The following is a 12,020-nucleotide window of genomic DNA, read 5'->3' as shown; positions in this document are numbered from 1 at the left end:
CTACCTATACACGACGTCCCCGCCCCGACCGTTGAAATCCCTCGCCTTTCGCGAAATCGACGCCGTCTACCCGATCACGCTTCGGGGCGGCCTTAGACTGGCGGCGCGTCCTGTGTCGGGCGCGGGCGACAGGCCGGGGATGGGATGGACGACGACCACAGCTATGACGACGGCGGGTTCGAGGGGCCGCGCGATCCGTTTTACGATGCGATGACCCAGCAGGCGCTGGATCAGATCCGCGTCCTGCGCGAGGCGGGTCTGGAGCAGACGTATCGCGACGCCCTGCATCACGATTCCTCGCCCGAGGCCGAGGCGGCCTTCTGGCGCGCGCACGGCCTGCCGATGCATCTGTTGCGGCTGCCGGACCTGGTGACCTCGGACCCCGCTGCGCGCGCGGCCGACCGGGTGCAGAACCGGGCCTATCGCCGCCTGTCGAAGGAGGCGTGGGAGGCGGCGGGCACGGCCTATCTGGCCGGCTCCACGGCCGAGGAGGTCAGCGCCGTCTATGGCATGGCGGTCAGCACCTTTCGCGCCCGCGCCCGGGACGAAGGCTGGCGGCGCGAGGATCAGCCCAATCCGTTGCGCGAGCCCATCGACCTGGAGGCCGAGACGGCCGACGGCTTGCCCGACTATGGCGCCATGGCGGCCCACGCCCTGGTGCGGCTGAACCGGGCGCTTCAGGCCGGGCGCGCGCTGGAGGCCGCGCGCTGGGTGCGGCTGCACGCCGACCTGACCCGGATGGCGGCCGCCCCGCCCCCTTCACCGCCCGCGCCGCCGCCCCAGCCGAAGCCCCCGGCCCAACCCAGGGAACCCGACCTGGGCGAACGCGCCGCCGCCGTCGCTGAACAGGTCGGCCTGATCGCCCGCGAAGCCTGCGCCCTCAAACGCGGCGACTACGCCGGCCGCGACGCCCTGATGGCCCGCCTCGAGGCGCTGGACGACCTGAAACCGGCCCCGAGATCAGACGAATTAGACGAAATAGACGGTGTTTTTGCAGGAGCGGGGTCCAAAGCCGAACCGCCGGGCTGAAGCTGGGTCGTGAATGGTGAATCGTGAGGGGTGAATCGTGAAAAGAGGCGCGCCTATTCACTAATCACCACTCACCCATCACCCCCTCACACCTCCGACGCGATCTTGCGCAGAGCCTCTTCGAACACCGAGGCCGGCTGGCCGCCCGAGATCAGATATTTGCCCTCGACCACAACGGCCGGGACCGAGGTGATGCCGCGCGCGCGCCACAGGTCTTCGGCCTGGCGCACGGCCTGGGCGTAGCGGCCCGAGGCCAGGACCTCGCCCGCCTCGGCCCGGTCCAGCCCGGCCTTTTCGGCGGCGGCGGTCAGGACGCCGGCGTCGGTCAGGTTCCTGTTCTCGGTGAAGTGGGCGGTGAACAGCGCCTGTTTCAGGGCCTTCTGTTTCTCGGGCGCGGTCTCGTGCGCCCAGTGCAGCAGCCGGTGGGCGTCGAAGGTGTTCCAGATGCGGCTGTCGTCGGTCATGCGCATGTCGAAGCCGACCTCGCCCGCCCGCTCGCGGATCATGGCGCGGTTGGCGGCGGACTGCTCAGGCGACGCGCCGTATTTGCGGCCGATGTGTTCGACGATGTTCTCGCCCTCGGGCGCGATCTGGGGGTTCAGCTCGAACGGCTGGAAGGCGATGTCGGCGGCGATCCCTTCGTCCTTCAACGTGTCCAGGGCCGTGTCCAGCCCGCCCAGCCCCACCACGCACCAGGGGCAGACGACGTCGGAGACGAAGTCGATCTTCAGGGTCTTGAGCGGAGCGTTCATGGCGCGGCCTTCTGGAACAGCGGGTGTTGCTTTCCGGATATGGCGACGCTGCGCCGACCGGCAAGTCTCAGCCCAGGCTCAAATCTCTCGGCGGACGGATCCGGCGCCAGCGCGCCTCCACGAAGGCGAAGGCGCCGAAGGCCATCAGCCCCGCCGCCGTCAGCCCCAGGATCCACGATCCGCCCGGCTGGGCCTCCAGCGCATCCAGCGCCGCCGCCGTCGTCGTCACCTCGCCCGAGCGCGCATGCAGCCCCGCCAGAACGACGAACACGCCCAGCGGCAGATAGGCGAACCCTCGCGCCGCATAGCCCGCCCGCGCCAGCGCCGTCGCCGTGCCGCAGAAGGCCTTGGGACAGGCCAGGGCGTCGTCGAAGTCGTCGCGGATGGCCCTGACGATATTGCCGACGCCGACGCCCAGCACCACCAGCCCCGCCCCGATCAGCAGCACCTCGCCGAACGGCATCCCCAGCAGCATGGCCGCCTTCTCCTGGTTCTCGGCCACGCTCTCGGCTTGGGCGGAGGATGCGCTGGTCGCCTCGCCGAACTCGTCCAGATATTCGAACACCCCCGACGCCAGCACGCCATAGAACAGGCCGCTGACGGCCTGGCCCGCCCGGGTCGTCCACCCCTTCAGGTCCGTCCCTTCATGGTCCGCGTCGAACACCGCCTGCAACACCCGCCAGCCGACGAAGGCCCACAGGCCCAGTCCCAGCAGCACCAGCCAGACCTTGCCGAACGGCTGCTCGGCCAGCCAGCCCGCCGCCCCGCTGGTCCCCACCGCATCGCCGATCCGGTCCGTCGCCGCCAGCAGGGTCAGCGCACCGGCCGACAGGTAAACGAAGCCCCGCGCCCCATAGCCGACCCGCGCCGCCCATTCGATCAGGGTCGCCAGCGGCGGCAGGCGAAGGGTCTTGGCGGCGTTCATGATGTCTCCCACGTCAGGAAGCCCTCAACGCGTCGGCCGCGGCAAAGGCTCCGCTTAGATCCTGTGTCGACATCTGACAGACTCCGCATGGCGTATGCTGCTAGGGTCGCGCCCTTGGGGAGCCGTTCGCTTGAACATCTACGAGTTTCACTTCTTCGACGAGGCGGATCGCCGTCCGATGCTCGACTTCTTCGACGGCGCCGACGATGCGGCGGCGCTGGAAGCCGCGCGGTCTCAACTGTCGCGTCACGCCTCCTGCACGGGCGTCGAGGTGCTGCAAGCCGGCCGTCTGGTCGGCCGCGTCACCCGCTGAGCCCCAGTCTCGCTCTGCCCGATCGCGTACACAACGCGGTAAAGACACAACTTTTCCCCAGAAAGCCGCGTGATATATAGCAACGCTGTGTCGAGATTCGACAGACGCCACGCTCAGATCGCCTTATGCGCGAACTCATGAACCGCCTTTCGTCCGGCAACCGCTTGATCCAGGGGATGAACCCCGACGATCGCGACGCGCTCCTCGCCATCGCCTCCCCGGTGGAATTCGCGCCCGGCCATGTGTTCAGCGAGCCTGACGACGCCATCGAGCACCTGCATTTCATCGAAAGCGGCTTCTGCTCATCGGTCGCGGTGCTGGAAGACGGCCGAACCGTGGAGACCGTGATGATCGGGCGCGAAGGCGTGCTGGGCGTCGTCGCCTCGGTCGTGCCGCACCATGCCCATACCCGGAGCGTCGCCCAGGTCGCTGGTACGGCCCGCCGGGTGGACGCCGCCAAGTTCCGCGCTCTGTCGGCCCAACGGCCGGGCGTGCGCGACGCCGTCGCCGACTATATGGCGCGGCTTCAGGGCGAGTTGGAGCAGTCGGCCGCCTGCAACGCCCTGCATCACGCCGGCCAGCGGTTCGCCAAATGGCTGCTGCGCTGTCACGACCGGGTCGAAGGCGACACCCTGAACCTGACGCAGGAGTATCTGGCCTCCATGCTGGGCTCGCAGCGGACCACGGTGAACGAGGCGGCGCAGGGGCTTCAGAAGGCGGGGGCCATCGCCTATTCGCGCGGCCGGATCACGGTGCTGGATCGCGCCGCCTTGGAGCGGGCGGCATGCGAATGCTACCGCCGGGGCGACGACCTGCAGCCCTAGTCGACCTGGGCGGCCGGCAGTTCGAGCACCGCCTTCAGCCCGCCCATGTCGCTGTCCGACAGCATCAGCCGACCGCCATAGGCGCGCGTCAGGTCGTCCACGATCGACAGGCCCAGGCCCGAACCCGGCGCGCTCTCGTCCAGCCGCGCGCCGCGCTGCATGACCGTGTCGCGCTGATCCGCCGGCAGCACCGCGCCGTCGTCCTCGACCACCAGGATCATCTGCCCCAGGCCGCTGCCGCCCGCCGAAACGCGCACCCGGCGTTTCGAGAATTTGGCGGCGTTCTCAAGCAGATTGCCCAGGATTTCCTGCAAATCCTGACGCTCGCCCAAGAAGGACAGGCTGTCGGGCGCGCGCCAGTCGATCTCGACATTCTTGTCGCGGAACACCTGTTCGATCATCACCGCCAGCTCGTCCAGCACCTCGGCGACGGGCGTCGTCTCGCCCAGGCCGTGGGCGGCTCGGGCGGCGGCGCGGGCGCGACGCAGGTGGTGATCGACCTGGCCCTGCATGATCTTGGTCTGGCGCCGCACCAGTTCGGGCAGATCGCCCTCGCTCGTCCCCGCCTCGGCCAGCATGACCGAGATCGGCGTCTTCAGCGCGTGGGCCAGGTTGCCGACGTGAGTGCGCTGGCGATCCACGACCTCCTGATTGTGATCCAGCAGGCGATTGACCTGCTCGGCCAGCGGCTGGATTTCCTGCGGATAGGAGCGACCGATCCGGGCGGACTTGCCCTTACGCACGTCCGCGATCTCGTTGCGAAGGTCGAACAAGGGCCGCAGGCCGATGCGCACCTGAATGAAGACCGCCGATACGAGTCCCAGCCCCAGGATCAGGAAGGCGATCCAGGTCACGCGCGCGAACTGGCGCGTGTCGGCGTCGACGTCGGAGCGATCCAGCGCGGCGATAAAGATGACCGGGTGTTCGTGCCGGGGGATGGACTTCATGCTGGCGGCGACGCGCAGCGGCTCGCGCGTCTCGGCGTCGTCCTTGGGGCCGGTAGTGTTGAAGGTGATGACGTCGCCGAAGGCCGCATCCAGCCGCGCGGGCAGATCAGCGGGCAGAGCCAGGTCATAGCGCCACAGCGAGGTCGAACGCGCCAGGCTGACCAACTGACCATTGGGGCGAACCTCCATGATCTGCCAGTATTTGCCCGACAGCAGACGCAGGGTTCTGGCGTCCTGGATCTGCGGAATCGCTTCACCCTGCGGCGTGCGACTGGCGCCGACCACGATCTCGTCGATCGTCTCGTTCAGCATGGCGCCCAGACGCCGCAGGGCGGATTCCTGAAAGGCCTGGGTCAGCACAAGCGCCGAAATGACCAGAGCGACCAGGATCCAGGCCGACGCCAGCCAGATCAGCCGGCGGGTCAGGGAGCGACCGGGGCGACCGAACCAGCGACCCCAGTCGTGGAGCCCGTCGGCGTTGGGTTTCGAAGCCGTCGCCTCGGTCACGCCGGGTCGGATTCGCCCGCCAGCGGCGTCAGCCGATAGCCGAGGCCGCGCACGGTCTCGATCCGGTCCGATCCGACCTTCTTGCGCACCCGGCCGATGAAGACCTCGATGGTGTTGGAATCACGGTCGAAGTCCTGATCGTAAAGGTGTTCGACCAGTTCGGTGCGGCTGATGACGCGGCCCTGATGCATCATCATGTAGTGCAGCAGCCGGTATTCCAGCGAGGTCAGGCGCAGGGGCTCGCCATTGACGCTGGCCCGCGCCGCGCGGGGATCCAGCCGCAAGCCGCCGCACGACAGGGTCGCCGAGGCGATGCCCGCCGAGCGGCGCAGCAGCGCCCGCAGACGCGCCAGCAGCTCTTCGGTATGGAAGGGCTTGGTCAGATAGTCGTCGGCGCCGGCGTCGAAGCCCGCCACCTTGTCCGACCAGGCGCCGCGCGCCGTCAGGATCAGGACCGGCGTGGTCTTACCCTCGCGCCGCCAGCGCTCCAGCACCGACACGCCGTCGATTTTGGGCAGGCCGAGATCCAGTACGATGACGTCATAGGGTTCGTTCTCGCCCAAGTAATGGGCTCCCTCGCCGTCCGGCGCATGGTCCACGGCATAGCCCGCGTCGCCCAGCGCCGCCTTAAGCTGACGCGACAGATCCGCGTCGTCCTCGACCAGAAGCACGCGCATCAGTTCGGCCTGCGACGTTGATTGTTGTTGTCGGGACGCGCCTGTCCGGTCTGGCCGTCGACCACCACCTCGCGCACGCGTCCGTCGCGTTCGACCAGGACGGAATAGTTGCCGTCGCGGCGCGGTTGGGTGTCAATGGGGCGACCGCCGCCGGCCTCGCCGCCACGACGACGGGCCTCGTCGGGACTGACGCGCGGACCACGGTCCTGCGAGCGCTGATCCTGGTCGCGCGACTGGGCCTGCGCCGACGTCGTCATGACGGGCGCAAAGGCCAGACCGAGAGCCAGGGCCAGGGCCGGAGGGGCGATCAGGAGAGGGACGGGTTTACGAAACATGGCGACCGATCTAGTCCCGATCATCTGAACGGGCGCTGAATACGTCATATAGTTTAAAGCGAACGCTGCTCCAAACCGGAGACCAAATCAGAAGACGGCGATGTGACGTCTTTTTCATCCAGATGAACCGAACCTGATCGATCCTGTTCAGAACCGGCTCAGTCGCCGGGTGCTGAAATCGCCTCATCGCTGGTCACCCCGACCGGCAGAACATTTGAGGAGATCGCCATGCGCAAGCTCATCGTCCCCGCCATCGCCCTGGCCGCCGCCTCGGTCGCCGCGCCGTCCTTCGCCCAGTCCTACCACCGCCCGGCCCCGCCCCATCACGCCAGCTATGGCTCGTGGCAGTCGATCAACGCCCGCCAGGCCAACCTGGACCGCCGCATCGATCAGGGCGTCCGCAACGGCCAGCTGAGCCGCCGCGAAGCCACCCGTCTGCGCGGAGAGTTCAACAGCATCCTGCGCCTGGAGGCCAACTACCGCCGCGGCGGCCTGACCGCCTGGGAACGCCAGGACCTGGACCGTCGTTTCGATCGCCTCTCGGCGCAGATCCGCTACGAACGCCGCGATTACGACAACCGTCGCGGCTGATCATCTCGACGAAAACAGTTGGAAGCGCGGCCGCAAGGCCGCGCTTTTCTTATTTGATCTGAAGCCGCACGGCCGTGGGCTGCGTGGCGCATCCTCAAGCGCGTCCTTGCATTAGCAAGTCCGCCCGCCGGCCCTTCACACGTCGCCCGCGCTGCGACCGACCCAGCTTCTCTGGTTTTATGAATCCTTTAGGTCGGCGGCCCGGACTCGCATCGCGCCATTATGCCGCCCGGTGGTCTGTTCCCGCTCGAACTTGAGCGAGGAGGCCGGATTGGCCGATGTGATTTTTCTGGCGGTGGGTGCGGGGGCGTTCGCCGTCTTCGCCTTGCTGGCCACAGCGTTGAAGCGGGTATGACGATGATCGCCATGCTCTGGGGGGCGGGGGCGCTGGTCGTCGCCGTTTATATGGTCGCGGCGCTGCTGCGGCCCGAGCGGTTCTGAGGAACCGGGACGGATTTCATGAACATGCAAGGATGGGGCGAGATCGCCCTGACCCTTGGGCTGGCCGTAATGCTCGGCTGGCCCATCGGCGTTTATATGTCGCGCGTCTGGAACGGCGAGCGGACCTGGCTGGACCCGGTGCTGAAGCCGGTCGAGGCCGTCTTCTATGGCGCCGCCGGCGTCGATCCGAAACGCAGCCAGGGCTGGCTGGGCTACGCCGGCGCCCTGTTGGCCTTCAATCTGGCGGGCTTCGTCCTGCTGTATGCGATCCTGCGTTTGCAGGGCGTTCTGCCGCTGAACCCGCAAGGGTTCGCGGCCGTGTCGCCGCATCTGGCCTTCAACACCGCCGTCAGCTTCGTGACCAACACCAACTGGCAGAGCTATGGCGGGGAGGCGACCCTGTCGACCTTCACCCAGATGGTCGGCCTGACGGTGCAGAACTTCGTTTCGGCGGCGACGGGCGCGACGATCGCGGCGGCCCTGGCGCGCGCTTTCGTGGCCAATCGCGGCGAGGGGGTCGGCAACTTCTGGGCCGATCTGACGCGCACGACCCTGTATGTCCTGCTGCCTGCCGCCCTGATCCTGGCCGTGGCCCTGTCAGGTCTCGGCATCGTTCAGAGCCTGGCGGCCCATGTGACGGCGACCGGCGTCGAGGGCGGATCCCAGACCTTGCCGCTGTTCCCGGCGGCCAGCCAGGTGGCGATCAAACAGCTGGGCATCAACGGCGGCGGCGTCTTCAACGTCAACGGCGCCCATCCTTTCGAGAACCCGAACGCCATCACCAATCTGCTGACCGCGGTGGCGATCAACGTCATGGGCTGGGCGGCCTTCTTCGCCTTCGGCCGCACCGCCATGGCGGGACGCGACATCCGCGCCCTGGCGGCGGCGGCCCTGATCCTGCTGAGCGCCGCCAGCGCGGCCATGTATGTGATCGAGACCCAGCCGGCCCCCGCCCTGGTCGCGGCCCAGGTCGACGCTTCGGTCAATATGGAGGGCAAGGAGGTCCGCTTCGGCGCGCCCGCCTCGACCGTCTGGTCCGTGGTCACGACCGGCGCCTCGAACGGCTCGGTCAACGCCATGCACGCCAGCTTCATGCCCTTGGGCGGCGGGTTGCAGATGTTCCTGATGCAGCTGGGCGAGATCCTGCCCGGCGGGATCGGATCGGGCATCGCCATCATGGTCGTGATGGCCCTGCTGTCGGTCTTCGTCGCCGGCCTGATGGTCGGTCGCACGCCCGAGTATCTGGGCAAGAAGATCGAGGCGCGCGAGATCCAGTTCGCCATGATCGCGGTGCTGATCCTGCCGCTGGCCATCCTGGGCTTCACCGCCGTGTCGGCCGTCTTCCCGACGGCGCTGGCGGGCCTGCTGAACAAGGGGCCGCACGGCCTGTCGGAAATCCTGTACGCCTACACCTCGGCGGCGGCGAACAACGGCTCGGCCTTTGCGGGCCTGACCGCCAACGCCCCCTGGTGGAACACGACCCTGGGTCTGGGGATGCTGTTCGGGCGGTTCATTCCGGCCGTCGCCGTCCTGGCCATCGCCGGCAGTCTGGTGACCAAGCCCAAGCTGGCGCCCAGCCCCGGCACCCTGCCGACCGACAACGGCCTGTTCATCGGCCTGCTGATCGGCGTGATCCTCATCCTCGGCGGCCTCCAGTTCCTGCCCGCCCTCGCCTTGGGACCGATCGTCGAGCACTTCCAGGTGCTTGCGGCGGTCGCCGGCGCCTGATCCTTCGGACATCCTGACATGACACAAACAACTCTGGATCCGCGCGAGGGCGGCCGCGCGTCACCTCTCGCGGGCGGCCTCTCGGGACAGATGATCGGACGCGCCGTCGGCGACGCCTTCGTCAAGCTGAACCCCGTCAAGCTGATCAACAACCCAGTCATCTTCACCACCTGGATCGTGGCGCTGCTGTCCACGCTCTCGGCGGCGGCGGCCATCGCGGGCGGTCAGTCGGCGAGCTTTGCGGTGCAACTGGCGCTGTGGCTGTGGGCCACGGTCCTGTTCGCCAATGTCGCCGAAAGCATCGCCGAAGGGCGCGGCAAGGCGGCGGCCGATTCCTTGCGCGCCACCCGCGTCACCACCAAGGCCAAGCTGATCGTCGATCCGAAGACCGGCAGCGTGGTCCCGACCAACGCCTCGGAGCTTGAAGTCGGATCGATCATCCTTGTCGAGGCCGGCGACGTGATCGCCTCGGACGGCGAGATCGTCGAGGGCGTCGCCTCGGTCAATGAGGCCGCCATCACCGGCGAGAGCGCCCCGGTGATCCGCGAAAGCGGCGGCGACCGTTCCGCCGTCACCGGCGGCACGACCGTCGTCTCGGACTGGATCAAGGTGCGCATCACCGCCAAGCCCGGCTCGACCTTCCTCGATCGCATGATCGCCATGGTCGAGGGCGCGGATCGCAGAAAGACGCCGAACGAGCTGGCCCTGGCCGTGCTGCTGGCCGGCCTGACGCTTATCTTCCTGATCGCGGTCGTGACCCTGGTGGGACTGGGCGCCTATTCCGGCGTCGATCTGGACCCGATGGTGCTGGGCGCCCTGTTCATCACCCTGATCCCGACCACGATCGGGGGCCTGCTGTCCGCCGTCGGCATCGCCGGCATGGACCGGTTGCTGAAGGTGAACGTGCTGGCCACCTCGGGCCGTGCGGTGGAGGCGGCAGGCGACGTCGACACCCTGTTGCTCGACAAGACCGGCACCATCACCTTCGGCAACCGCATGGCGACCGAAGTCATCCCGGTTCCGGGCGTGCGCCCCGAGGCCGCTTTGGCCGCCGCCGTCATGGCGTCGCTCGCCGACGAGACGCCGGAGGGCCGCTCCATCGTCGAGCTGGGCCGCAACGCCGGCGTCTCGGTCGATCAGCCCGCCGGCGCAGTCGCCATTCCCTTCACCGCCGTCACCCGCCAGTCGGGCCTGGACGTCGGCAAGGACAGCTGGAGGAAGGGCGCGGTCGATGCGGTGCTGAAGGATCTGAAGCTGACCGACGGTTCGGCCCCGGCCGAGTTCCGCCAGGCTGTGGACCGGATCGCCCGTTCGGGCGGCACGCCCCTGGCCGTCACCCAGAACGGCGTCCTGGTCGGCGTCATCCACCTGAAGGATGTGGTCAAGCCGGGCGTGAAGGCGCGCTTCGCCGACCTGCGCCGCATGGGCCTGCGCACCGTCATGATCACCGGCGACAATCCGGTGACGGCCGCCGCCATCGCTTCGGAAGCCGGGGTGGACGACTACCTCGCCGAGGCCACGCCCGAGGACAAGATGCGCCTGATCAAGGCCGAACAGGCCAAGGGTCGCCTGGTCGCCATGTGCGGCGACGGCGCCAACGACGCCCCGGCCCTGGCCCAGGCCGATGTCGGCGTGGCCATGCAGACCGGGGCCCAGGCCGCACGCGAGGCCGGCAACATGGTCGATCTGGACAGCGACCCGACCAAGGTCATCGAGATCGTCGAGGTCGGCAAGCAACTGCTGATCACGCGCGGCGCCCTGACGACCTTCTCGGTCGCCAACGACGTGGCCAAATATTTCGCCATCATCCCGGCGATGTTCGTGGTCGCCCTGCCGTCGCTCGGCGCGCTGAACGTCATGCGCCTGCACAGCCCCGAGAGCGCCATCCTTTCGGCGGTGATCTTCAACGCCCTGGTCATCGTCGCCCTGATTCCGCTGGCATTGAAGGGCGTCAAATACCGAGCCATCGGCGCCGGCGCGCTTCTGGGTCGCAACCTGCTGATCTACGGCCTGGGCGGCCTGATCGCCCCGTTCGTCGGCATCAAGCTGATCGACCTGCTCATCTCCGGCCTGGGTCTGGCGTGATGCGTCGGGAGGTCTCTCGCATCCTGCAACTCGTCGTGGCTGTGCTGGTCATCGCCGTGATGTGGGGCGTGGCGACGCTGCAGCAGACCGATCCGCGCGCCCGCTCCAACCCCATGGCCATTCATCCTGTTCGAATAGAGAAATCCAATGCGTAAATCCTTCTCCAGAGCCTCGGGCCGCAACGACGCCTGGTTCGCCGCCGCCTGTATCGTCGGGCTCGCCGGTCTGGGCCTATGCAGCGAAGCCAAGGCCCAGGACGTGTCGGCGAACGTCGCCGTCACCTCCGACTATGTCTTCCGCGGGGTCAGCCAGACCCAGGAAAACCCCGCCCTCTCGGCCGGCGTCGATCTGACGGGAAGCGGCTTCTACGCTGGCGGCTGGGCCTCCAACGTCGATTTCGGCGACGACACGGACGCCGAGGTCGATCTTTATGCCGGCTATCGGCCCGAGGTCGCCGGCTATGCGCTGGACTTTGGCGTGATCGGCTATCTCTACGCCGGTCAGCCCGACGGCGCCGACTATGACTATGTCGAGTTCAAAGCCGCCGCCTCACGCGCAGTCGGTCCGGCCACCCTGGGCGCCGCCGTCTACTATTCGCCCGACTTCTTCGGCGCGGCCGAGGACGAGGCGACCTATGCCGAGGTCAACGGCGCGCTCAGCCCGGCCGACAAATGGACCGTCTCGGGCGCCGTCGGGCGTCAGTGGGTGTCGTCGGACCTGGACTACACCACCTGGAACCTGGGCGCGGCCTATCAGCTGACCGACAATCTGGCGCTGGACCTGCGCTATCACGACACCGACCAACACGACTTCGGCGACATCTACGGCGCGCGCGCCGTAGCCACGCTGAAGGCGACCTTCTGAGG

General features: G+C 68.0%; 14 protein-coding genes. 9 read left to right on the top strand and 5 right to left on the bottom strand.

Annotated features, from left to right (window positions below; genetic code table 11):
• Positions 1–144 precede the first annotated feature (144 nt).
• Positions 145–1,029: a hypothetical protein gene (locus HF680_RS06560; protein ID WP_185224481.1), complete on the top strand. Its 885-nt coding sequence runs from the start codon at positions 145–147 to the stop codon at positions 1,027–1,029.
• 86 nt (positions 1,030–1,115) lie between these two features.
• Here the strand turns inward: HF680_RS06560 and HF680_RS06555 are convergent, their stop codons facing one another.
• Both HF680_RS06555 and HF680_RS06550 read right to left on the bottom strand, forming a co-directional pair.
• Positions 1,116–1,781 (bottom strand): DsbA family oxidoreductase, encoded by a 666-nt coding sequence (locus HF680_RS06555; RefSeq protein WP_185224480.1) that lies wholly within the window; start codon positions 1,779–1,781, stop codon positions 1,116–1,118.
• Positions 1,782–1,848: 67 nt separating this feature from the next.
• Positions 1,849–2,706 carry a DUF1206 domain-containing protein gene (locus HF680_RS06550; RefSeq protein ID WP_185224479.1) on the bottom strand — a complete coding sequence of 286 codons (858 nt, stop codon included), beginning with the start codon at positions 2,704–2,706 and terminating at the stop codon, positions 1,849–1,851.
• A gap of 130 nt (positions 2,707–2,836) precedes the next feature.
• Between HF680_RS06550 and HF680_RS06545 the strand changes: the two genes are divergently transcribed.
• Positions 2,837–3,019 carry a hypothetical protein gene (locus HF680_RS06545; RefSeq protein ID WP_185224478.1) on the top strand — a complete coding sequence of 61 codons (183 nt, stop codon included), beginning with the start codon at positions 2,837–2,839 and terminating at the stop codon, positions 3,017–3,019.
• A gap of 137 nt (positions 3,020–3,156) precedes the next feature.
• Positions 3,157–3,843 carry a Crp/Fnr family transcriptional regulator gene (locus HF680_RS06540; protein WP_205196078.1) on the top strand — a complete coding sequence of 229 codons (687 nt, stop codon included), beginning with the start codon at positions 3,157–3,159 and terminating at the stop codon, positions 3,841–3,843.
• Here HF680_RS06540 and HF680_RS06535 read toward each other — a convergent pair.
• The 3 genes from HF680_RS06535 to HF680_RS06525 are packed head-to-tail and all read right to left on the bottom strand — an operon-like array spanning position 3,840 to position 6,309.
• The gene (locus HF680_RS06535) at positions 3,840–5,297 is read right to left on the bottom strand and encodes a sensor histidine kinase (RefSeq protein ID WP_185224476.1); all 1,458 of its coding nucleotides are present in this window, start codon (positions 5,295–5,297) and stop codon (positions 3,840–3,842) included. The two genes, HF680_RS06540 and HF680_RS06535, sit on opposite strands and share 4 nt — an antisense overlap.
• Positions 5,294–5,974 carry a response regulator transcription factor gene (locus HF680_RS06530; protein WP_185224475.1) on the bottom strand — a complete coding sequence of 227 codons (681 nt, stop codon included), beginning with the start codon at positions 5,972–5,974 and terminating at the stop codon, positions 5,294–5,296. Before HF680_RS06530 ends, HF680_RS06535 begins: the two co-directional genes overlap by 4 nt.
• Positions 5,974–6,309 (bottom strand): hypothetical protein, encoded by a 336-nt coding sequence (locus tag HF680_RS06525; protein ID WP_165118385.1) that lies wholly within the window; start codon positions 6,307–6,309, stop codon positions 5,974–5,976. The genes HF680_RS06530 and HF680_RS06525 overlap by 1 nt, the downstream gene beginning before the upstream one ends.
• Positions 6,310–6,537: 228 nt before the next feature.
• On the opposite strand from HF680_RS06525, the gene HF680_RS06520 reads away from it, so the two are divergent.
• The 6 genes from HF680_RS06520 to HF680_RS06495 all read left to right on the top strand — a co-directional run bounded on the left by HF680_RS06520 (position 6,538) and on the right by HF680_RS06495 (position 12,018).
• Positions 6,538–6,900 carry a hypothetical protein gene (locus HF680_RS06520; RefSeq protein WP_185224474.1) on the top strand — a complete coding sequence of 121 codons (363 nt, stop codon included), beginning with the start codon at positions 6,538–6,540 and terminating at the stop codon, positions 6,898–6,900.
• A gap of 351 nt (positions 6,901–7,251) precedes the next feature.
• A complete protein-coding gene (locus HF680_RS06515; protein WP_105625212.1) occupies positions 7,252–7,341 on the top strand; it encodes a potassium-transporting ATPase subunit F in 90 nt (29 codons plus the stop codon).
• A gap of 18 nt (positions 7,342–7,359) precedes the next feature.
• Entirely contained in the window at positions 7,360–9,069 is a 1,710-nt protein-coding gene (gene kdpA / locus HF680_RS06510) for a potassium-transporting ATPase subunit KdpA (RefSeq protein ID WP_185224473.1), read from the top strand.
• A gap of 18 nt (positions 9,070–9,087) precedes the next feature.
• A complete protein-coding gene (gene kdpB / locus HF680_RS06505) occupies positions 9,088–11,154 on the top strand; it encodes a potassium-transporting ATPase subunit KdpB (RefSeq protein WP_185224472.1) in 2,067 nt (688 codons plus the stop codon).
• Positions 11,154–11,309, top strand: coding sequence for a hypothetical protein (locus HF680_RS06500; RefSeq protein WP_185224471.1), 156 nt, complete (start codon positions 11,154–11,156; stop codon positions 11,307–11,309). Before kdpB ends, HF680_RS06500 begins: the two co-directional genes overlap by 1 nt.
• Positions 11,302–12,018, top strand: coding sequence for a TorF family putative porin (locus HF680_RS06495; RefSeq protein WP_185224470.1), 717 nt, complete (start codon positions 11,302–11,304; stop codon positions 12,016–12,018). Before HF680_RS06500 ends, HF680_RS06495 begins: the two co-directional genes overlap by 8 nt.
• Positions 12,019–12,020 lie beyond the last annotated feature (2 nt).

This window comes from Brevundimonas huaxiensis, from assembly GCF_014218725.1.
In the GTDB taxonomy this organism is placed as follows: domain Bacteria; phylum Pseudomonadota; class Alphaproteobacteria; order Caulobacterales; family Caulobacteraceae; genus Brevundimonas; species Brevundimonas huaxiensis.
Note: the sequence above shows the minus strand (reverse complement) of the source record. Positions and strands in the feature narration are given on the sequence as shown.